16 protein-coding genes are annotated in these 21,240 nt (G+C 68.8%); 15 read left to right on the top strand and 1 reads right to left on the bottom strand.

Translation table 11 applies throughout. The annotated features are described in order from the left end of the window. Positions 1 to 39 precede the first annotated feature (39 nt). Genes Q0Z83_RS50810 through Q0Z83_RS56105 form a run of 6 tightly spaced genes read left to right on the top strand, consistent with a single transcriptional unit; the run spans position 40 to position 5,946 of the window. On the top strand, positions 40 to 1,743 hold the full coding sequence (locus Q0Z83_RS50810; protein ID WP_378079018.1) for an acyl-CoA dehydrogenase: 1,704 nt from the start codon (positions 40 to 42) through the stop codon (positions 1,741 to 1,743). Positions 1,744 to 1,752: 9 nt separating this feature from the next. Beyond that, positions 1,753 to 2,712 carry a non-homologous end-joining DNA ligase gene (ligD, locus tag Q0Z83_RS50815; RefSeq protein ID WP_317790759.1) on the top strand — a complete coding sequence of 320 codons (960 nt, stop codon included), beginning with the start codon at positions 1,753 to 1,755 and terminating at the stop codon, positions 2,710 to 2,712. Between the two features lie 37 nt (positions 2,713 to 2,749). Beyond that, complete coding sequence (locus Q0Z83_RS50820; RefSeq protein WP_317790760.1) at positions 2,750 to 3,259, top strand: RNA polymerase sigma factor; 510 nt, start codon at positions 2,750 to 2,752, stop codon at positions 3,257 to 3,259. 3 nt (positions 3,260 to 3,262) lie between these two features. Continuing rightward, positions 3,263 to 4,420 carry a hypothetical protein gene (locus tag Q0Z83_RS50825; RefSeq protein WP_317790761.1) on the top strand — a complete coding sequence of 386 codons (1,158 nt, stop codon included), beginning with the start codon at positions 3,263 to 3,265 and terminating at the stop codon, positions 4,418 to 4,420. A 45-nt stretch (positions 4,421 to 4,465) separates the two neighbouring features. Then, positions 4,466 to 5,857 (top strand): OFA family MFS transporter, encoded by a 1,392-nt coding sequence (locus Q0Z83_RS50830; RefSeq protein ID WP_449701872.1) that lies wholly within the window; start codon positions 4,466 to 4,468, stop codon positions 5,855 to 5,857. Then, a complete protein-coding gene (locus tag Q0Z83_RS56105) occupies positions 5,854 to 5,946 on the top strand; it encodes an MFS transporter small subunit (RefSeq protein ID WP_428839517.1) in 93 nt (30 codons plus the stop codon). Before Q0Z83_RS50830 ends, Q0Z83_RS56105 begins: the two co-directional genes overlap by 4 nt. Here Q0Z83_RS56105 and Q0Z83_RS50835 read toward each other — a convergent pair. Next, positions 5,921 to 6,952, bottom strand: a complete 1,032-nt coding sequence (locus Q0Z83_RS50835; RefSeq protein ID WP_317790763.1) for a LacI family DNA-binding transcriptional regulator — start codon at positions 6,950 to 6,952, stop codon at positions 5,921 to 5,923. The two genes, Q0Z83_RS56105 and Q0Z83_RS50835, sit on opposite strands and share 26 nt — an antisense overlap. Before the next feature lie 304 nt (positions 6,953 to 7,256). Here Q0Z83_RS50835 and Q0Z83_RS50840 point away from each other — a divergent pair, with 304 nt between their 5' ends. From Q0Z83_RS50840 to Q0Z83_RS50880, 9 genes are all read left to right on the top strand, one after another. Next, a complete protein-coding gene (locus Q0Z83_RS50840) occupies positions 7,257 to 8,555 on the top strand; it encodes an ABC transporter substrate-binding protein (protein ID WP_317790764.1) in 1,299 nt (432 codons plus the stop codon). Then, positions 8,555 to 9,487 (top strand): carbohydrate ABC transporter permease, encoded by a 933-nt coding sequence (locus tag Q0Z83_RS50845; protein WP_317790765.1) that lies wholly within the window; start codon positions 8,555 to 8,557, stop codon positions 9,485 to 9,487. The genes Q0Z83_RS50840 and Q0Z83_RS50845 overlap by 1 nt, the downstream gene beginning before the upstream one ends. Further along, on the top strand, positions 9,484 to 10,329 hold the full coding sequence (locus Q0Z83_RS50850) for a carbohydrate ABC transporter permease (protein WP_317790766.1): 846 nt from the start codon (positions 9,484 to 9,486) through the stop codon (positions 10,327 to 10,329). The genes Q0Z83_RS50845 and Q0Z83_RS50850 overlap by 4 nt, the downstream gene beginning before the upstream one ends. A gap of 50 nt (positions 10,330 to 10,379) precedes the next feature. After that, positions 10,380 to 11,891, top strand: a complete 1,512-nt coding sequence (gene arfA / locus Q0Z83_RS50855; RefSeq protein ID WP_317790767.1) for an arabinosylfuranosidase ArfA — start codon at positions 10,380 to 10,382, stop codon at positions 11,889 to 11,891. A 188-nt stretch (positions 11,892 to 12,079) separates the two neighbouring features. Continuing rightward, positions 12,080 to 13,711: a beta-1,3-glucanase family protein gene (locus Q0Z83_RS50860; RefSeq protein ID WP_317790768.1), complete on the top strand. Its 1,632-nt coding sequence runs from the start codon at positions 12,080 to 12,082 to the stop codon at positions 13,709 to 13,711. 151 nt (positions 13,712 to 13,862) lie between these two features. After that, a complete protein-coding gene (locus Q0Z83_RS50865; protein WP_378079019.1) occupies positions 13,863 to 15,329 on the top strand; it encodes a pyridoxal phosphate-dependent decarboxylase family protein in 1,467 nt (488 codons plus the stop codon). Beyond that, a complete protein-coding gene (locus Q0Z83_RS50870; RefSeq protein WP_317790769.1) occupies positions 15,329 to 16,609 on the top strand; it encodes a lysine N(6)-hydroxylase/L-ornithine N(5)-oxygenase family protein in 1,281 nt (426 codons plus the stop codon). The genes Q0Z83_RS50865 and Q0Z83_RS50870 overlap by 1 nt, the downstream gene beginning before the upstream one ends. Beyond that, positions 16,606 to 18,804 (top strand): GNAT family N-acetyltransferase, encoded by a 2,199-nt coding sequence (locus tag Q0Z83_RS50875; RefSeq protein WP_317790770.1) that lies wholly within the window; start codon positions 16,606 to 16,608, stop codon positions 18,802 to 18,804. Before Q0Z83_RS50870 ends, Q0Z83_RS50875 begins: the two co-directional genes overlap by 4 nt. Further along, positions 18,801 to 21,164: a GNAT family N-acetyltransferase gene (locus tag Q0Z83_RS50880; protein WP_317790771.1), complete on the top strand. Its 2,364-nt coding sequence runs from the start codon at positions 18,801 to 18,803 to the stop codon at positions 21,162 to 21,164. The genes Q0Z83_RS50875 and Q0Z83_RS50880 overlap by 4 nt, the downstream gene beginning before the upstream one ends. The last annotated feature ends 76 nt before the right edge of the window (positions 21,165 to 21,240 follow it).

A 21,240-nucleotide genomic window follows, 5' to 3' on the forward strand; every position in this document is an offset into this window, starting at 1 on the left:
TGGGTGCATTAAGTTCCGACCGAAACGGTGGTGGCCGCGGTGTCCAAGGTGTTCTCCCGGCGGGATCTCGACTTCCTGCTCTACGAATGGCTCGACGCCGAGGCCCTGACCGCGCGGGAGCGGTACGCCGAGCACTCCCGGGAGACGTTCGACGACTTCCTCGACGTCTCCCAGCAGATCGCCGAGCGCGACTTCGCCCCGCACAACCGCACCGGCGATCTCAACGAGCCGACCTTCGACGGCGAGCGGGTCACGATCATCCCCGAGGTGAGCCGGGCGCTGCAGGTCTTCGCCGAGTCCGGGCTGATCGCCGCCGGCTTCCCGGCCGAGCACGGCGGGCTCCAGTTGCCGCACGTGCTCCAGCGGGCCTGCTTCCTGTGGTTCCAGGCCGCCAACACCGGCACCTCGGCGTACGCGATGCTCACCTCGGGCAATTCCCACCTGCTCCTGACCCACGGCACCGAGGAGCAGATCCGCCGCTACGTCCACCCGATGCTGGAGGGCCGGTTCACCGGCACCATGTGCCTGTCCGAGCCGCAGGCCGGGTCCTCCCTGAGTGACGTCGCCACCAGGGCGGTCAAGCAGGCCGACGGGACCTACCGGATCGACGGCGGCAAGATGTGGATCTCCGGCGGTGACCACGAGCTGAGCGAGAACATCATCCACCTGGTGCTGGCCCGGGTCGTCGGCGCGCCGGCCGGGGTCAAGGGTCTGTCGCTGTTCATCGTGCCGAAGAAGAACCTGGAGACCGGCGAGCGCAACGGCGTCGTGCTGGCCGGGCTCAACCACAAGATGGGCTACCGCGGCACCACCAACACGGTGCTCGCCTTCGACGGCGCCGTCGGTGAGCTGGTCGGCGAGGAGGGCCGCGGCCTCCAGTACATGTTCCACATGATGAACGAGGCGCGGATCGGGGTCGGCTCCGGCGCGGTCGCCCTCGGCTACACCGGCTACCTGCACGCCCTCGCCTACGCGCGGGAGCGGCAGCAGGGCCGCCCGGTCGGCGACAAGGACCCGACGGCGCCGCCGGTCCCGATCGTCGAGCACCCGGACGTGCGCCGCATGCTGCTCGCCTCCAAGTCGTACGTCGAAGGGGGGCTGGCCCTGGTCCTCTACGCGGCGAAGCTGCTGGACGAGCCGTCGCCGGAGAACGACCTGCTCCTGGACACTCTGACGCCGATCGTGAAGGCCTGGCCGTCGCAGTGGTGCCGGCTGGCCGACGACCACGCCATCCAGGTCCACGGTGGCTACGGCTACACCCGGGAGTACCCGGTCGAGCAGTTCTACCGGGACAACCGCCTCAACTCGATCCACGAGGGCACCGACGGCATCCAGGCCCTCGATCTGCTCGGCCGCAAGGTCACCCAGCACGGTGGCGCCGGGCTCGGGTTGCTGCTCGATCGGATCCGGGCCACCGCCGCGCGGACTCCCGAACTGGGTGCCCACGTCGCCAGGGCCGCCGACCGACTCGCCGTGACCACCGCCAAGCTGTGGGCCGATCCGTCGAAGGCTCTGGTCAACGCCACGGCATATCTGGACGCCGCCGGCCATCTGGTGATCGCCTGGCTCTGGCTCGAGCAGCTGTTGGCCGCGGAGGGCAAGGAGGGTGACTTCTACGCGGGCAAGCGCCTGGCCGCCAGGTACTTCGTCACCCACGAGCTGCCCCGGATCGGGCCCATGCTGGACCTGCTCGACTCGGGCGACACCCTGCTTCGGGACATGGACGACGCCTGGTTGGGCTAGGTTCGACGCATGGCCGGTAAAGCCACGATCGTCGAAGTCGGCGACTACGAGGTCCGGGTCTCCAACCCGGACCGGGTCTACTTCCCGGAGCTCGGTGCCACGAAGCTCGACCTGGTCGAGTACTACCTGGCGGTGAGCGACGGGATCGTCCGTGCGCTGCGCGAGCGACCCTGCATGCTGCACCGCTTCCCGGAGGGTCTGGCGGGAGAGAAGGTGCATCAGAAACGGGTGCCCAACGGCGCTCCGCCCTGGCTGGAGACGGTCCGGGTGAAGTTCCCGCGGTACAACCGGCACGCCGACGAGCTGTGCGTGACGAAACCGGCCGACGTGATCTGGGCGGTGCAGATGTCCACCGTGGAGTTCCATCCGTGGAATTCGCGGCGGGCCGACACCGAGCGCCCCGACGAGTGGCGCATCGACCTGGACCCGATGCCGGACTGCCCGTTCGGCACGGTCCAGCGGGTGGTCCCGGTGGTCCGGGAGGTCCTCGGCGAGCTCGGCATCACCGGTTATCCGAAGACGTCCGGCGGCAAGGGCCTGCACGTCTACGTGCGGATCCGGCCGGAGTGGGGCTTCACCGAGGTGCGTCGGGCGGCGCTCGCCTTCGCCCGCGAGGTGGAGCGGCGTGCTCCCGACGACGTGACGACCACCTGGTGGCGTCGCGACCGCGACCCGTCCGCGCTGTTCATCGACTACAACCAGAACGCCCGGGACCACACGATCGCCAGCGCCTACTCGGTGCGCGGTGTCCCCGAGGCCACCGTCTCCACCCCGGTCACCTGGGATGAGATTCAAGATCTCAACCCGCGAGACTTCACCATTCGTACGGTGCCCGAGCGCTTCGCCCGGCTCGGCGACCTGCACGCCGCCATCGACGACGAGGCGTACTCGTTGGAGACCCTGCTGGAGTGGGCCGACCGCGACGAGAAGGCGGGCCTGGAGACCCCTGACGAGAAATCCGCCGAGTAGGCGGGAACCGATCGACGGCCACCGGCGTGTACCGGTCATGGTGTCCTCGACTGTGATGATCGGCGCGGACCCGGTGGCCTCGGAGCAGGATGGCTTCGAGGCCTTCTACCGGGCCAACGCCGACCGGATCTACCGTGCGCTCGCGGTCACCCTGCGCCGGGACGACCTGGCCGCCGACGCCGTGGCCGAGGCGATGTCGCGGGCCTACGCCCGCTGGCCCACGGTCAGCCGCCTGGACAATCCGGCCGGCTGGGTCTTCCGGGTCGCCCTCAACTGGGCCACCTCCTGGTGGCGCAAGGTGCGCCGGGAGCGACCGCCGGCCGACGACTCGGCCCATCCGCACCTGTGGCCGCCGGAGATCACGGTCGCCCGGGACGCCCTGGCCAAACTCCCCGAGCCGCAGCGCGCCGTGATCACCTGCCGGGTGCTGCTCGACCTCTCCACCGCCGACACCGCCGCCGCCCTGCGGATCAGCGAGGGCACCGTGAAGAGCCGTCTCGCCCGTGGACTGGCCGTCCTCCGGCACGAGCTGAACAGCGAGGACTGACCCATGGACAGGATTCCGCAGGATGTGACCGAGGCGGTCCGGGTGGCGGCGACCGCCGCACGGGGATATCCGGGAGACCTCGCCGACGTCCACCGGCGTGCCCGCCGGCGCCGCAACCGTCAGGTGGCCCTGTCGGCCGTCGCGGTGGTGGCGGTGGCCGCCGGCGCCGGGGTGGGTGCCGGGCAGTGGCGGCAGCCCCCGCCGCCGCTGCCCGCGGCCGCGACCAGCGCACCGGCGCCCGTGGTGTCGCCGACCACCGCACCAGCGGTCGCCCAGCCGGTCCAGCCGCTGATCCTGGACGACGCGGTCGGCACCTACCGGGCACCCGGCGGCGGGACCGTCGAGTTGGGCGGTGACAGCCGGATCGGTGAGCTGCTCCCGGACGGCACCATCACCACACACGAGGTGGTCGGCTCGGCCGGCTGGGAGCGCCTGATCGTCCTGCCGGACGGGTCGCAGGTCGCGTTCGGCTCGCACGACCTCAAGCCGGGGGACAAGCGCGTCGACGGTCCGAACGTGACCGATCTGGAGTACCGCCTGGTGGTGACCGGACCGGACGGGAAGGTCCGGGTCCAGCGGGATGTCCGCCGGATGGGCGAGTCGGTGATCCTGGTGGCCGCCACCGAGACCACGGCGTACCTGTGGCGGCCGGCCGGGCTGGTCCTGCACGACCTGGCCACCGGCAAGGAGGAGCTCGTGGTCGGCGGGGTCCGGCTGGGCCTCGGCAAGGTCTTCGGCGATCTGCGGCTCACCGACATGCAGGGCGGCTGGCTGGCGGTCGCCCGGATGCAGGACGAATGTGTACCGCGCGTCTACGACGTCACCACCGGCCGGCTGATTGCGAAGTTGTCGCTCACCGGATCACGATGCATCGCCGTGTCCGACATCCGGCTCGCCCCGATCAGTACGCCGGAGAGCGCCTTGGTCGCGGTCGCCTATCAGCGGGAGAGCGCCGACCATCTGCTGGAGACCCGGGTCGCCCTGATCGAGGTGGTGACCGGTCGTCGGCTCACCGACTACGAGGTGCCGCCGGCATCGCCGAAGGCGGCGCTCGGGATCTCGCTCGCCTGGCAGGACGGGGACACGCTGCGGGGTGCCGCCTACCCGGTGGCGCCGGAGGGCACCGGCGAGATGAATGGTTTCACTGTGAACGCGAAGTAACCCTTTCAATTCACCTGATTCGATGGGTATCGTGCGGCGATGGCCCTGCTCTCCGCGCTCGATCGTGAGCACTCCATCGCCCCCGAGGGGTACAGTCGCTGGCTCATCCCGCCCGCGGCCCTGGCCGTCCACCTGTGCATCGGCCAGGCCTACGCCACCAGTGTCTACAAGAACTCCCTGGTTCAGCACTTCGACACCGGTCAGACCGCGATCGGGATCGTGTTCAGCATCGCGATCGTCATGCTCGGCCTGTCGGCCGCGGTCGGTGGCACCTGGGTGGAGCGCAGCGGGCCGCGCAAGGCGATGTTCGTGTCCGCCTCGTTCTGGGCCACCGGCTTCCTGGTCGGCGCGCTCGGCATCGCGACGACCCAGCTCTGGTTGCTCTACCTCGGTTACGGCGTGCTCGGCGGGATCGGCCTGGGCATCGGTTACATCTCGCCGGTGTCCACCCTGATCAAGTGGTTCCCGGACCGGCCGGGTCTGGCCACCGGCCTGGCGATCATGGGGTTCGGCGGCGGCGCGATGATCGCCGGCCCGGCCTCCCGGCAGCTGATGTCGTTCTACGACGAGGACTACGACCCGTCGGTGGCCACCTCGGTCGCCGACGGGGACGCGCTGACCGCGCTGTTCCTCACCCTCGGCATCGCCTACTTCGTGATCATGATGTTCGGGGTGTTCAACATCCGGGTGCCGCGGGAGGGCTGGCGGCCGGCCGGGTGGGATCCGGCCACGGTACGGGAGAAGCCGCTGGTCACCACGGCTGACATCTCCGCCGCGAACGCCATCCGGACCCGCTCGTTCTGGCTGCTCTGGATCGTGCTGTTCTGCAACGTGACGGCCGGCATCGGCATCCTGGAGCAGGCCAGCCCGATGATCCAGGACTTCTTCCGGGACGACGCCGGCGTCTCGACCGTCACGGTCTCGGCCGCGGCCGGGTTCGTCGGGCTGCTGTCGCTGTTCAACATGGCCGGCCGATTCGCCTGGTCGTCGACCTCGGACCTGATCGGCCGCAAACCGATCTACATGGTCTACCTGGGCGGCGGCATGATCCTCTACACCCTGCTGGCGGTCGCCGGTCACCTCGCGACCGCACTGTTCGTGCTGCTGGCCGGCGTCATCCTGTCGTTCTACGGCGGCGGGTTCGCGACCGTGCCGGCCTACCTGCGGGACCTGTTCGGGACCTTCCAGGTGGGCGCGATCCACGGCCGACTGCTGACCGCGTGGTCGGCCGCCGGGGTGGCCGGTCCGCTGATCATCAACGGGTTCCTGGACGCGCAGGGCAAACCGGGGACGCTGACCGCGGACGCCTACCGGCCGGCGCTGTTCACCATGGTCGGCGTGTTGGCCGTCGGCTTCGTCGCGAACCTGCTGATCCGCCCGGTGCCCGAGCACCACCACGAACCGGTCGAGGGGAAGAGGGAGGAGGTCCCGTCATGAGGCTCGTGCTGTCCTGGGGGCTCGTCGTCGTACTGCTCGGTTACGGAGTCGTCCAGACTCTGATCACGGCGGCGAAACTCTTCCAGTAGTGCTCTCCCGGACGATCAGGCGGTGCGGTGCCCGTACCTCCAGACCCTCCGGAGGAGTCGCACTGCTGATGCGCAGCAGCAACCTCTCCACCGCGGTGGTCGCGATCATCTCCTTGTCGGGGGAGACGGTGGTGACCGTGGGGTTGGAGAACCGGCCGTCCTCGATGTCGTCGTAACCGACGACCGCGACGTCCTCGGGGACGCGCAGCCCGCGCGAGACGATGGTCCGGATGGCGCCCAGCGCGACCAGGTCGGAGTAACAGAAGACGGCGTCCGGTGGCTCCGGAAGATCCAGCAGATGGGCCATCGCCCGGGCGCCGTCCGGCCGGTTGAACCGGGGAGTGCTGATGATCAGGTCCTCGCGCGGGGTGCGGCCGCGAGCCGCGTGCGCCTCCCGGAAACCCTGGGTACGACGTTGCGCCGCCTCACCCGTGGCGTAGGGCTGGTCACCGATCGCGGCGACCCGCTGCCGGCCCAGGTCGAGCAGGTGCTCGGTGGCCTCGCGGGAGGCGGCCACATCGTCTATCCCGATGTGGTCGAATCCGCCGTCACTCGACCGCTCGCCGAGGATCACCAGCGGCAGGGTCGGGTCGCGGTCGGCCAGGGCCTGCTGGTCGAGGCCGAGCGGGCTGAAGATGACACCGTCGAAGAGCAGGCGACGCGAGCCGTGGGCGATGAACGCGCGCTCGTGCTCGGGGTCGCCGTCGGTCTGGTCGATCAAAACGTTATAGCCGCGGACCCGCGCCGCACGGATCACGCTCTGCAACAACTCGGAGAAGTACGGGGTGTCCAGGTACGGCACGACGAGCGCGATCTGCCCGGACCGGCCCTGTGCGAGGTTCCGGGCGAGGACGTTCGGGCGGTATCCGAGTTGTTCCACCGCGCGCTGAACGCGCTCTCTCGTGTGCTCCGTGACGTTGGCGTATCCGTTCACCACGTTGGAGACGGTTCGGCTGGAGACGCCGGCCAACTCCGCGACGTCACGCAGAGTGACTTCTCGACGCATTCTTGCCCCCTCTGACCGCCCCAAGTTTCCGGCAGGTTACCCCTTGCCGTCGTTCGGGGTGCCGTGCATGCTTTGCTTTGCAGCGCTGCAAAAGCGTAGCAACATCGCCCGACCAGCAGTGCGGACTGTTCGGCGGTGCGAGGTCTGGCCTAACGGCCGACCCCCGGTGTGCCAGCACCGGAGGTCGGCTCTCTGAGCCCTCGCGGGTCTCAGAACTGATCAACTGGATACGCATCTACTCGTCTGTGAGGACCCAGTGAACATCGGCAACTTTAGTGCACGGAGAGTCAGTCGGCGATCAGTTGTGGCGGCGGTCGCGGCCACGGCCCTCGCGCTGACCGGTTGCAGCAGCGGCGGCGACGACAAGCCGGCCGAGAAGCCCACCGGCACGGTCACCGTCAAGGTGTGGGCGTGGTACCCGGAGTTCAAGGCCGTGGTCGACCAGTTCAACGCGACCCACACCGACGTCAAGATCGAGTGGACGAACGCGGGCACCGGCCAGGACCAGTACACCAAGCTGCAGACCGCGCTGAAGGCCGGCAAGGGCGCGCCCGACGTGGTGATGCTGGAGCTGCAGGAGATTCCGACCTTCGCGCTCACCAAGCACCTGGTCGACCTGGGCAAGTACGGTGCGAACGACGTCAAGGGCGACTACGCCGGCTGGGCCTGGAGCCAGGTCAGCTCCGGTGACCAGGTCTACGCGATCCCGGTCGACGCCGGCCCGATGGCGATGATGTACCGCGACGACATCTTCAAGAAGTACAACCTGACCGTCCCGACCACCTGGGACGAGTACAAGGCGCAGGCCGAGAAGCTGAAGGCCGCCTCCGGTGGCAAGAGCTTCATGACCGACTTCGGCGCCAACGACGGTGGCTTCATGACCGGTCTGTTCTGGCAGGCCGGCGCCAAGCCGTACGCCTACGACATCGCGAACCCGAGCAGCATCGGCGTGAACGTCAACAGCGCCGAGGCCAAGAAGGTCTTCGAGTACTGGGAGGGCATGGTCAACAACGGCCTGGCCGACACCACCGCCTTCCACACCACCGACTTCTACAACGGCCTCGGCTCGGAGAAGTACGCCACCTACCTCGCGGCCGGCTGGGGCCCCGGTTACATCCAGGCCAACGCCGGTGGTGCGGCCGGCAAGTGGAAGGTCGCGCCGCTGCCGCAGTGGACCGCCGGCGCCAACGCCCAGGGCGACTGGGGTGGCTCCTCGTTCGCGGTGACCGACCAGGCCCAGTACCCGGACATCGCGGCCAAGGTCGCCATCGAGATCTTCGGCGCCAAGAACACCGAGGCCTGGAAGATCGGCATCGACAAGGCGTTCCTCTTCCCGACCGTCACCCCGGTGCTGGAGTCGGACGCCTTCACCGGCAAGACCTACGACTTCTTCGGTGGCCAGAAGGTCAACGAGGTCTTCGTGCCGGCCTACAGCGCGATCGGTGAGCTCGACTGGAGCCCGTTCAACAGCTACAACTTCAACCAGCTGACCACGAACCTGGGCCAGGCGATCGAGAAGAAGACGTCCTGGACGGCGGCGCTGGACACCGCGCAGGAGAACATCAAGACCTACGCCACCCAGCAGGGCTTCAAGGTTCAGTAATGACCGAGGTCAAGACTTCCCCCGCGGCCGCTCCGGCGGCCGCGGGCCCCTCGGCCGGAACCGGCACCCGGCGGGCGGCGCGGGTGAAGGAGGCGGCCACCGGCTGGCTCTTCGTCCTGCCGTTCGCGGTGCTGCTGATCGCGTTCCTGCTGCTGCCGATGGCGTACGCCTTCAAGATCAGTCTGTACCGCTCCACCCTCATCGAGGGGGAGGTCTTCGCCTGGTTCGACAACTACAAGCAGGCGATCGACGATCCGTTGGTCCGCGAGGGCGTGGTCCGGGTTCTGATCTTCGGTCTGCTCCAGACCCCGGTGATGATCGGTCTCGCACTCGTCGCGGCCCTGCTGATCGACGCCGCGACCTCGCGGTTCTCCCGGTTCTTCCGGCTGGCGGCCTTCGTGCCCTACGCCGTACCGGTGGTCATCGGCACGCTGATGTGGGGCTTCCTGTACAGCGACAGCGTCGGCCCCTTCGCCTGGACCGGCATCGACTTCACCTCCACGGGCACGGTGCTGGCGTCGCTGGGCAACATCGTCACCTGGCAGTGGGCCGGCTACAACATGATCGTCCTGTACGCGGCGCTGCAGGGCCTGCCCCGGGAGACCTACGAGTCGGCCCGCATCGACGGTGCGAGCGAGGTGCAGATCGCCCTGCGGATCAAGACCCCGATGATCAGTTCCGCGCTGGTCCTGGCGACCCTCTTCACCATCATGGGCACGCTGCAGTTCTTCACCGAACCGCTGATCCTGCAGCCGCTCAACCCGGGTGCGATCACCACCCACTACACGCCCAACATCTACGCGTACCAGCAGGCGTTCTCGTTCCAGCAGTACAACTACTCGGCCGCGATCTCGTTCCTGCTCGGTGCGGTGGTCTTCGTCGGGTCGTACATCTTCCTCTTCGCCACCCGGAAACGGAGCGCGCTGCAATGAACATCAAGAAAGGCAGCGTCGCCGCTCACGTCGTCATGGGCCTGATGGCGATCTACTTCCTGTTGCCGTTCTGGTGGCTGCTGGTGGCGGCGACCAAGAACAACGAGGGGCTCTTCCAGTCGGCCTCGCTCTGGTTCTCCGACTTCCACCTGATCGACAACCTGAAGGTGCTGTTCGAACAGGACAACGGGGTGTACCTCACCTGGCTGCGCAACTCGGCGTTCTACGCGGTGGTCAGTGGCATCGGATCGACGGTCATCTCGGCGCTGGCCGGGTACGCCTTCGCGAAGCTGCGCTTCCCGGGCCGCAACGCCCTGTTCGCGCTGCTCCTCGGGCTGATCATGGTGCCGGCGACCGCGTTGGTGCTGCCCACCTACCTGCTGATGTCGCAGGCGGACCTGGTCGACACCGTCTGGGCGGTGATCCTGCCGTCACTGCTCAACCCGTTCGGCGTCTATCTGCTGCGGGTCTACGTGGCCGACTCGGTCCCGGAGGAGATGCTCGAGGCGGCCCGGATCGACGGCGCCGGCGAGGTACGGGTGTTCACCAGTGTCGCCCTGCCCGCCATGAAGCCGGCCCTGGTCACCGTCCTGCTGTTCAGCATGGTCGCGTCCTGGAACAACTTCTTCCTGCCCCTGGTGATGCTGAGCGACGACCAGCTCTACCCGCTGACGGTCGGACTGCGGGCCTGGTACATGTCCGCGATCATGGGCAACAGCGGAGGCGCCACGTTCAACGTGATCGTGACCGGCGCCCTGATGGCGATCGTCCCCCTGATCGTGGCCTTCCTGATGCTGCAGAGGTACTGGCGCGGTGGCCTGACCATCGGCGCCGTCAAGTAAGCCTCCGGTACCCGCGCATCTCCTCTTCTTTCTTTGCAAAGGGAACAACCATGCTCCGTGCGCGTGTCGCATTGAATCCGGCTGCCGTCGTGGCGCCCGTCAGCCGCCGCACCTTCGGCTCGTTCGTCGAGCACATGGGTCGCTGCGTCTACACCGGCATCTATGAGCCGGGCCACCCCCTCGCCGACGAGGACGGGTTCCGTACCGACGTGCTGGCGCTCGCCCGCGAGCTGGGCGTCACCATGGTCCGCTACCCCGGTGGCAACTTCGTCTCCGGCTACCGCTGGGAGGACGGCGTCGGCCCGCGCGAGCAGCGTCCCCGTCGGCGTGACCTGGCCTGGCGCAGCATCGAGACCAACGAGGTCGGCATCGACGAGTTCGCCAAGTGGGCGGAGAAGGCCGACGTCGAGATCATGTACGCGGTCAACCTCGGCACCCGCGGCGTGCAGGAGGCGCTCGACGTCCACGAATACGTCAACCACCCGGAGGGCACCGCGCTCTCCGAGCAGCGGCGCGCCAACGGCGCGGAGAAGCCTTACGGCATCAAGGTCTGGTGCCTCGGCAACGAACTCGACGGCCCCTGGCAGACCGGACACAAGACCCCCGAGGAGTACGGGCTACTGGCGGCCAGCACGGCGCGGGCGCTCCGGTCGGCCGAACCCGACCTGGAACTGGTCGCCTGCGGCAGTTCGTCCTCCTCGATGCCGACCTTCGGCACCTGGGAGTCGACGGTGCTGGAGCACGCGTACGACGTGGTCGACTACGTGTCCTGCCACGCCTACTACGAGGAGCACGACGGCGACCTGGGCTCGTTCCTGGCCTCCGCGGTCGACATGGACTTCTTCGTCAACAGCATCGTGGCCACGGCGGACGCGGTCGGCGCCCGGCTGAAGAGCACCAAGAAGATCAACCTGTCGTTCGACGAGTGGAACGTCTGGTACCTGTCCCGCTTCCAGAACGCCCCGCTGCCCGAGGAGTGGAAGGTCGCCCCGCCGGTCATCGAGGACCGCTACAACGTGGCCGACGCGGTCGTCGTGGGCAACCTGCTGATCTCTCTGCTGCGGCACAGTGACCGGGTCACCGCGGCCTGCCAGGCGCAGCTGGTGAACGTGATCGCCCCGATCATGACCGAGCCCGGCGGCCCGGCCTGGCGGCAGACCATCTTCCACCCGTTCGCCAAGACCGCGGCGCTGGCCAAGGGCGACGTCCTGCGCCTGCACATCGACGCCCCGTCCTACGACACGGCCAAGTACGGCGCGGCCCCGCTGGTCGACGCGGTCGCCACGCACGACCCGGCCACCGGCGACGTGACCGTGTTCGCCGTCAACCGCGACGTGGCGAACCCGGTCGAGTTCGCCGTCGACCTCTCCGCCTTCGGCGCCGGCCTCTCGGTGGCCGAATCCTGGACCTTGACCGACGACGACGTCTACGCCTACAACTCCAAGGAAGCCCCGGAGCGGGTGGCCTTGCGCCCGCTCACCGAGGCGGTCACCCTGTCCGACGCCACCGCCACGATCACCCTGCCCCGGGTCTCCTGGAGCGCCATCCGCTTCACCCGCTGACCCCGGCTGGTCACAGGGCTGCTCCGGCCCCGCCGGGACAGCCCTGAGAACCAGCCGGGATTTCTGTTATCGAGAAAGTCCTGGAAAATAGACCTTAAAGGAGCTTTAAAGGCTCTGTGAGAGCGGTTTCTCGCGAGTGACAATGGCGGCCGTCCCGGACCGCCCACTCTCGGAGAGGTCGCACCCCCATGCGCCGTAAACGGAGCCTGATTCTCGCCGCTGTGGCGACGGTCGCCGCGCTCACCACCGCCTGGATCGCCCTACCCGCCTCGGCCGCCTCGGCCACCGCCTCCCTGCGTACCGTGTCCGACTGGGGCACCGGCTGGCAGGACGAGGTCACCATCACCAATGGCGGAACGTCCGCACTGACGTCCTGGAAAGTCGAATTCGATCTGCCCGCGGGCGGGTCGGTGGGCAGTTTCTGGGAGACCGACATGACGGCTTCCGGCAGTCACCGCACATTCACCAACCGTGCCTGGAACGGTTCGATTCCGGTGGGTGCGAGCGTGACGTTCGGATTCGTCGGTGCCGGTGGTCAGCCGGTCAACTGCAAACTGAACGGCGCCCCGTGCGGCACCGGCGCGACGGCCCCGACCCCGCCGGCCACCACACCCGCGACGACCGTACCGACGGTGGCTCCGACGACCGCGCCGACCACGAAGGCGCCGACCACTCCGGCCACCACGACACCGGCGGCCACCACGCCGGCCGCGACGGTCCCGCCGGCCGGGAGCACACTGCCGGTCACCGTGACCAACCGGACCGGCCGCAACGAACAGGTCTTCCTCTACGTACTGGGCGTCAACCTGGAGACCGGCAAGCTCGGCTCGGTGAACGCGAACGGCGCGTTCACCCCGTGGACCGGTGGCGGACCGGTGCCGGTGCCCGCGCCGGACGTCTCGATCCCGGGCCCGGCGAACGGGCAGAGCACCACGATCAAGGTGCTGAAGAACATCTCCGGCCGGATCTACTTCTCGTTCGGTAAGAGGCTGGACTTCCGGCTCACCACCGACGGTCTGGTCCAGCCCGCCCCGTGGGCGGGCGGCGACCCGAACCGGGACATCCTCTTCGACTGGAGCGAGTTCACCCTGAACGGCTCGGGCCTGTTCCTGAACAGCTCGCAGGTGGACATGTTCGCGGTACCGCACGGTGTGTCGGTGCTCGGCGGCAACGGCGTCACCACGAAGACCGGTGACCTGGTCGCGAACGGCCGGCAGAAGGTCATCGACGCGGTGCGGGCCAACCCCGACTTCGCGAAGAGCGTGGTCACCGGGTCCGACGGCACGGTGCTGCGGGTCCTCGCCCCGGGCAAGGCGGCCGACGCGGGTCTGATGAGCGCCACCTACCTCGACTCGTACATCACGAGCGCCTGGAACGCGTACACCTCGAAGAATCTGACCGTCGTCCCGTTCGGGGACCGTCCGGAGGTGAAGTACACCGGGCGGACCTCCGGGAACGTCATGAACTTCACCGACACCGGCGGCCGGACGGTGGCGTCGTTCACCAAGCCGTCGACCGCGAACGTCTGGGGCTGTGACGGTGCGCTCGGCGCGCCGAACGACCAGGTGGTCGGACCGATCGCCCGGACGCTGTGCGCGGCGCTGTGGCGGACCACGCTGGGCCGGATCGACACCCAGCCGGGCGGGACCGCGGCCGACTTCTACACCGGTGGCCCGGCCAACCCGTACGCGAAGGCCATCCACGCCAACATGGCCGACGGCAAGGCGTACGCCTTCGCCTTCGACGACGTGCAGAACCAGGAGTCCCTGGTGCACGACGGAGACCCGCGGGCGGCCGGGATCACACTGACCGCCTTCTGATCTTCTCCATCGACGAAGCCCACCCTTTTTCGGGTGGGTTTCGTCCTTGATGTGGCAACTGTCACTCAACGTCGGTCGAAGTTTCCCTCCCGTGCCCGGCCGGTTAGCCTCCCTCAGGTTAGGTAAGGTTTACCTTATTGGAGGGTCTCCGTTGGAGCGGTCCGAGTCCCCGCATCTGTTCTCCGGGTCCACGCTGGACGGTTACACGTCCGCTGTGTGGCACGCGTCGGCGCTGCTCGCCGACAGGGTGAAGGCAGTGCGGCAGCCGTACTCCGGCGCAGCCGTCGCCGATCTGCAGGTCCAGGTCGACGCCGTCGACCTGGACCGGCCCCTCGGCGACACCGGCGCGGCACTCGACGAAGTCGCCCGGCTCTACCTGGACAACGCGGTCTGGTTCCACGAGCCCACCTACGTCGCGCACCTGAACTGCCCGGTCGCCCTCCCCGCGCTCAGCGCCGAGGTGCTGATCTCGGCGGTCAACTCGTCCGTGGACACGTGGGACCAGAGCACCGCGGGCACCCTCATCGAGCGTCGCCTGATCGACTGGACGGCCGGTCGGATCGGCTTCGGGCCCGGTGCCGACGGTATCTTCACCAGCGGCGGCACCCAGTCCAACCTGCAGGCCCTGCTGCTGGCCCGGGAGGAGACCCTGGAGGGTCGACCACGGGCGGAGAGCCTCGAGAAGCTGCGGATCTTCGCGACCACCGAGAGCCACTTCAGCGTCAGCAAGTCGGCCGGCATCCTGGGCATGGCCGCCGACGCGGTGGTCGGCGTCGCCACCGACGGCACCGGGAGGATGGACCCCACCGCGCTGGCCGCCGCGATCGAGGGCGTACGCCGGGACGGCGGCATCCCGATGGCCGTGGTGGCCACCGCCGGCACCACCGACCTGGGCCGCATCGACCCGGTCGCCGAGATCGCCGAGATCTGCGAGAGCCGGGGCATCTGGTTCCACGTCGACGCCGCGTACGGCTGTGGCCTGCTCGTCTCCCCGCGTCGCCGGCACCTGCTGGACGGCATCGAGCGCGCCGACTCGGTCACCGTGGACTTCCACAAGAGCTACTTCCAGCCGGTCAGCTCCAGCGCCATCGTGGTGCGCCGGGGCGAGACGATGCGCCGGATCGCGGTGCACGCCGACTACCTGAACCCGCGGGCCGCCGCTGTACCGAACCAGGTCGACAAGAGCCTGCAGACCACCCGCCGCTTCGACGCGCTGAAACTGTGGATGACCCTGCGGACCATGGGCGCCGAGCAGATCGGCGACATGTTCGACGCCGTCGTCGACCGGGCGTACGAGGCCTACCTGCGGATCTGTGACGACGCGGACTTCGAGGCGGTGGCCGCGCCGACGCTCAGCACGGTGCTGTTCCGCTACCGCCCGGCCGGCATGGAGATCGCCGAGTGCGACGAGCTGATGCCGAAGCTGCGGCAGCGCCTCTTCTACGGCGGCCGGGCGATCGTCGCCGGCACCACCGTCGCTGGCCACTACTGGCTCAAGTTCACCCTGCTCAACCCCAACACCACGATGAGCGATCTGCGTGACGTGCTGGACCTGATCCGCGGCATCGGCCGGGAGATGACGGGCGAGCGTGACGAGGCGACGGCGGTGATGGCCTGATGCGCACCCACGACTTCGCGGCGATCGGGGTCGGCCCGTTCAACCTGGGCCTGGCCGCGCTGACCGAGGACCTGTCCGACGTGGACGGCGTCTTCCTGGAGCAGCGGGCCGAGTTCGACTGGCACCCCGGCCTGATGCTGGACGGCGTCACGATCCAGGTGCCGTTCCTCGCCGACCTGGTCACCATGGCCGACCCGACCAGCCGGTTCTCGTTCCTGAACTACCTCAAGCAGGTGGGGCGGCTCTATCCGTTCTACATCCGGGAGAGCTTCTTCCCGCTGCGCGCCGAGTACAACGAGTACTGCAAGTGGGCGGCCCGGCAGCTGACGTCGATCAGGTGGAACACCCGGGTCGAGACGGTCACCCACGACGGCGAGGCGTACCTCGTACACACGAACGGCGAGACCGTCCGGGCCCGCAAGCTGGTCCTCGGCATCGGCACCGCGCCGCGCGTCCCGGCCGCCGTGGACCAGGGGCCGTACGTGCACAGCGCCGACTACCTGCCCAACAAGGAGCGGCTGCAGGGCCTCGACTCGATCACGATCATCGGCAGCGGGCAGAGCGCCGCCGAGATCTACCTCGACCTGCTGACCGACATCGAGACGTACGGCTACCACCTGAGCTGGATCACCAGGTCACCGCGGTACTTCCCGATGGAGTACACGAAGCTGACCCTGGAGATGACCTCCCCGGACTACATCCGCTACCACCGGGCGCTACCGATGGACGTGCGGGACCGGCTCGGCCGCGAGCAGCGCAACCTCTACAAGGGGATCAGCGGTGACCTGGTCGACGCGATCTACGAGACGCTGTACGCCAAGAGCCTGACCGGCGCGGTGCCCACCACCCTGCTCACCGGTACCGCGCTGGACGGCGTGATCTGGGACGGCGACCGCTGGACCCTGGCGCTGGAGCACCAGGAGGAGGGCCGCTCGTTCACCGCGAGCACCCAGGGTCTCGTGCTGGCCACCGGCTACGCCGCGCGGGTGCCGTCCTTCCTGGACCCGGTCCGGGACCGGATCAACTGGGATGCCCGCGGCCGGTTCGACGTGGCCGTCGACTACGCCGTGGACGTCGCCGGCGACGAGATCTTCGTGCAGAACGCCGCCGAGCACACGCACAGCGTCACCGACCCCGACCTGGGCATGGGCCCGTACCGCAACAGCGTGATCCTCAGGGCCGTCACCGGCCGGGAGATCTACCCGATCGAGGAGTCGATCACGTTCCAGCAGTTCGGCGCGCCCAAGGCCGACATCCCCCGACAGTTGGTGAACCAGTGAGACTCGTACCGCTCGACCTCGATCGTGATCTTGATCTTCTGCACACCTGGGTGACCCATCCGCGGGCGCGCTACTGGGGGCTCCAGGGGGCCGACGTCGAGCGGGTCCGCGAGGAGTACCAGGGCTTTCTCGACAACCCGCACTACGACGTGTGGCTCGGCCTGGACGACGACGACAATCCGCTGTTCCTCGCCGAGACCTACGAGCCGGCGCACAGCGAGCTCGCCCCGCACTACGACGTGCGGCCCGGCGACATCGGCATGCATCTGCTGGTCGCACCGCCGACCCGGAAACGCTCCGGGGTCACCTCCGCGGTGATGCGGACCGTGATGGACTTCTGCTTCGCCGACTCGCGCGTCGAGCGTGTCGTGGTCGAGCCGGACGTCGACAACGAGGCGGTCCAGCGCAAGAACGCCGAGGTCGGCTTCGTGGTGGACCGGGACGTGCCACTACACGGCAAGATCGGCCGGCTCAGTTTCTGCACGCGGACGGCGTACCTGATGAGCGTGCCGCACCTGCGGCCGGAGGCCATCGCGTTCGCCCACCGCCGGCTGATCGCCAAGGCCATCGCCGAGTTCAGCCACGAGCGCCTGATCGCGCCGGTCGAGATCGGCGGCGGACGCTTCGAGTTCGGCGCCAACACCTTCAGCGCGAAGCGCTATCCGCTCGAACACTGGGTGATCGACCCGGAGTCGCTGGACGGGCCGCTCGACGCGCTCGACTTCATCGCCGGTCTGCGCGAGACGCTCGGCATCCCGGAGAAACTGCTCGGCACCTACCTGGAGGAGATCTCCGCGACGCTGGCCGGGACCGCCTGGAAGTACGCGCATCGCCGGGAGACCGCCGAGGATCTCGTGCACGCGAGCTTCCAGACGATCGAGGCCGCGATGACCGAGGGACACCCCGGATTCGTGGCCAACAACGGGCGGATCGGTTACGGACTCACCGACCACGAGGCCTACGCGCCGGAGGCCGGGCGGGCGGTCCGGTTGCGGTGGGTGGCGATTCTCCGGAGCGAGAGCGTCTTCGTGTACGAGGGGGACGAACCGGCTTTCTACGAAACCGAGATCGGGCCGCTGAAAACACACTTCGAGCAGCAGCTCCGGGGGCATGGGCTGGACCCGGTCGACTACCGCTACCTGCCTGTCCACCCCTGGCAGTGGGAGCACAAGGTCACCGTCACGTTCGCGCCCGACGTGGCCCGCCGGGCGATCGTCCCGCTCGACGCCGGACCTGATCGTTATCGGGCACAACAGTCGATCCGGACGTTCTTCAACACCGACCGGCCGGAACGGCACTACGTGAAGACCGCGATCGCCGTCCAGAACATGGGCTTCCTGCGCGGGCTGTCACCCGAGTACATGCGGGCCACGCCGCCGATCAACGACTGGGTCGCGTCGGTCGTGGAGGGTGACGAGGAACTGCGGGCCTGCGGGTTCCAGGTGCTTCGCGAGCTGGCCTCGATCGGGTACACCGGGGACGCCTATCACCGGACCGGTACGCCCAGCGCGTACACCAAGATGCTCGCCGCCCTCTGGCGCGAAAGCCCTGTCCCGCGCATCTCCCCGGACGAGCGGCTCGCCACCATGGCCGCCCTGCTGCACCGCGACCGGGACGGGAACTCGCTGGTCGCCGCCCTGATCCGGGAATCCGGAGCGACACCCGCGGCCTGGGTGGCGAGCTACCTGCGCGCCTACCTGCGGCCGATCGTGCACTGCCTGCTCAAGCACGACCTGGCGTTCATGCCGCACGGCGAGAACCTGATCCTCGTGCTGGAGAACCACGTGCCCACCCGGGTGTTCATGAAGGACATCGGCGAGGAGGTGGCGGTCATGAACGACCAGCCGCTGCCGGCCGAGGTGGAGCGGATCCGGATCGACGTCACCGACGAGATCAAGGAACTGGCGATCTTCACCGACGTGTTCGACGGCTTCCTGCGGCACCTCGCCGGGATCCTCGACTCGGACGGGGTGCTCAGTGCCACCGAGTTCTGGGCGCTCGTCGGCGACTGCGTCCGCGAGCACGCCAAGGACCACCCGGCCCTGGCCGGGCGCCTCGACCTGCTCCGGCCGACCTTCGCGCACTCCTGCCTGAACCGGCTCCAACTGCGCAACACGCTGCAGATGGTGGACCTCACCGACCAGGCCGGCTCGCTGATCTTCGCGGGCGAGCTGGCGAACCCGATCGCCGTATGAGGACGCACCGCGACGCCCACGGCATTCCGCACCTGCGAGCGGGCTCGGTCCTCGACCTGGCCTGGCTCCAGGGGCGGGTGACCGCTACTGATCGGGGCCGCCAGCTCCAGGTGGAACGTCTCCGGTCGGAGGGGCGTCTCGCGTCGGTCGCCGGAGCGGCCGAGGTGGGCTGGGACCGGTTCGCCCGGCGGGTCCGGCTCGACGACACCGCCCGCCGGTCATTCGCCGACCTGGACGATTCGACCCGACAGTGGCTGGAGGCCTACGCGGCGGGTGTTCGCGCCGGCGGCATCGAGTGGCACCCGTGGTCGTCACTCGGCGTTTTTCAGGTGCAGCACATTCTGTTCGGAACGTTCGGCAACAAGATGTGGCGGGCACACGTCGAGCGGACCCTCGGGCCGGACGCTCTCGCCTGGTTCGCGACCGAGGGGCCGGGTGGCTCTGGCAGCAACGCCTGGACCGTGCCCGGTGAGATCGCCGGCGACCCGCACCGGCTCCTCGAACTCCCCGGCGTCTACCAGCAGATCCGCCTCGCCTGCCCGGCCTTCGACGTGGCCGGGCTCACCTTCCCGGGCGTCCCCGGTGTGCAGCACTTCGGGCACGCCGGGTCGGTGGCCTGGGCCGTCACCAACGCGATGGCCGACTACCAAGACCTCTACCTGGAAGAACTGCGCGAGGTCGACGGCGTGCTCCAGGCCCGCGGCGCGACCGGCTGGGAGCCGGTGGTCACCCATCAGGAGACGATCGTCGTACGTGACGAGGATCCGGTCGTGGTCGATGTCATCGAGACGGCCCGTGGACCCGTCATCGATGGGAACCTGAGTCTGCGTACCCCCGCGCGGTCCGCTTTCGATCTGGGTTTCGGTGCCCTGTTGCCGCTGCTGCACGCGTCCACCGTGGACGATGTCGCGGACGCCCTGTCCCGCTGGGTCGAGCCGGTCAACAGCGTCCTCACCGCCGACTCCACCGGCCGGACCCTGCAGCTCACCGTCGGCCGGGTGCCGCAGCGCGACGACCGCAACCGGCTCGTGCCGGTGCCCGCCTGGGAGGAGCGCCACACCTGGAAGCCGGACTGGGCGCCGATGTTCCGCGCCGAGGTCACGTCGGTGGTCAACGCCAACGACCGGCGGCCGGACACCGCGGCGTACGGGGTGGACTTCGCGCCGCCCGCCCGCGCCCGCCGGATCCGTGAGCTGCTCGATCTCGGCACGCCGCACGAGAAGATCCACATGGACACCTCGCTGCCGGCCGATTCGTCCGACGCCGGGCGGCGGATGGCCCGGCACGCGGCCCTCGCTCGTGCCGTCGGTGACCGGCCCGAGTTGGAGCCGCTCTTCGAGCCGTCCGGGTACGACCCGCTGTTCGCCCCCTGGACCGACCCGCGGGCCCGGATCGGCATCGCTCTCGACGGGGTGCTCGCCGGACTCGGTCTCGATCCCACCCACCTTCCGCCGTCCGCGGCCGGCCCGTCTCCGGATGCCCCCTGGGGCACGCGGCACCTGCTGTATCCGCTTCTGCTGCCCGGCCTCGACGCCGTCGTGCCGCGGGTCGAGCTCGGCGGTTCGGCCGGATGCGTGCTCAACACGTCGAGCGTGCCCGGGGTCAGCGATCTGTGCCGGCGTGGCCCGGTCGCCCGGTACGTGTGGGACCTCGCCGACCGCGACCGCAGCCGGTGGATCGTCCCGTTCGGTGCCTCGGACGACCCGTCGTCCCCGCACTTCCTGGACCAGTTGCCGCTCTGGGCGTCCGGTGAACTCGTTCCGCTCGTCACCGACTGGGAACTACTGACGGAGGAACCCGTGATCGTCTTCTCCCAGAAACTGCCCGGGCTCGGCGAGCTGACCATGATTCCGCTCGATCCGGCCGCGCACGCGCCCGTCGTGCACTCCTGGGTGACCAGGGAGCGCAACCGGTTCTGGGGGATGGGCGAGCACTCGGTCGCCGACGTCGAGGAGATCTACGGGTTCGTCGACGAACTGGACAGTCATCACGCCTATCTGCTGCTGCTCGACGACGGGCCGATCGGGGTGTTCCAGACCTACGAGCCATCGCAGGACCCGGTCGGGGAGTGTTACGACGTACTGCCCGGAGACTTCGGGGTGCACCTGCTGCTCGACGCCTCCGGCCGGGAGCTGCCGCATCTGACCAGCGCGGTCTTCCCGGCCCTGCTGCGCCATCTGTTCGCCGAGCCGGACCGTCGGCGGATCATCGCCGAACCGGACATCCGCAACGATCGGATGATCTCCCGACTTCAGCGGGCGGGGTTCACGCTGGGGCCGGAGATCGACCTCGGTCACAAGAAGGCGCAGCTCACGTTCTTGGAGCGGGTTCGCTTCGAGAGTGCCGAGGGGTATCCTTGACGCAGGCCTAGTTGTGACGGGGACTTGTCTACGGCCTAGTAGGCTCGATAGCATTCACCCATGACAATCTGTCGTG

The sequence above is a fragment of the Actinoplanes sichuanensis genome, assembly GCF_033097365.1.
GTDB lineage: Bacteria > Actinomycetota > Actinomycetes > Mycobacteriales > Micromonosporaceae > Actinoplanes > Actinoplanes sichuanensis.

Coding starts and splice junctions, on each gene's coding strand:
- ligD (WP_317790759.1), top strand. CDS start 1,753: ATGGCCGGTAAAGCCACGATCGTCGAAGTCGGCGACTACGAGGTCCGG.
- Q0Z83_RS50820 (WP_317790760.1), top strand. CDS start 2,750: ATGGTGTCCTCGACTGTGATGATCGGCGCGGACCCGGTGGCCTCGGAG.
- Q0Z83_RS50825 (WP_317790761.1), top strand. CDS start 3,263: ATGGACAGGATTCCGCAGGATGTGACCGAGGCGGTCCGGGTGGCGGCG.
- Q0Z83_RS56105 (WP_428839517.1), top strand. CDS start 5,854: ATGAGGCTCGTGCTGTCCTGGGGGCTCGTCGTCGTACTGCTCGGTTAC.
- Q0Z83_RS50835 (WP_317790763.1), bottom strand. CDS start 6,952: ATGCGTCGAGAAGTCACTCTGCGTGACGTCGCGGAGTTGGCCGGCGTC.
- Q0Z83_RS50845 (WP_317790765.1), top strand. CDS start 8,555: ATGACCGAGGTCAAGACTTCCCCCGCGGCCGCTCCGGCGGCCGCGGGC.
- Q0Z83_RS50850 (WP_317790766.1), top strand. CDS start 9,484: ATGAACATCAAGAAAGGCAGCGTCGCCGCTCACGTCGTCATGGGCCTG.
- arfA (WP_317790767.1), top strand. CDS start 10,380: ATGCTCCGTGCGCGTGTCGCATTGAATCCGGCTGCCGTCGTGGCGCCC.
- Q0Z83_RS50860 (WP_317790768.1), top strand. CDS start 12,080: ATGCGCCGTAAACGGAGCCTGATTCTCGCCGCTGTGGCGACGGTCGCC.
- Q0Z83_RS50870 (WP_317790769.1), top strand. CDS start 15,329: ATGCGCACCCACGACTTCGCGGCGATCGGGGTCGGCCCGTTCAACCTG.
- Q0Z83_RS50880 (WP_317790771.1), top strand. CDS start 18,801: ATGAGGACGCACCGCGACGCCCACGGCATTCCGCACCTGCGAGCGGGC.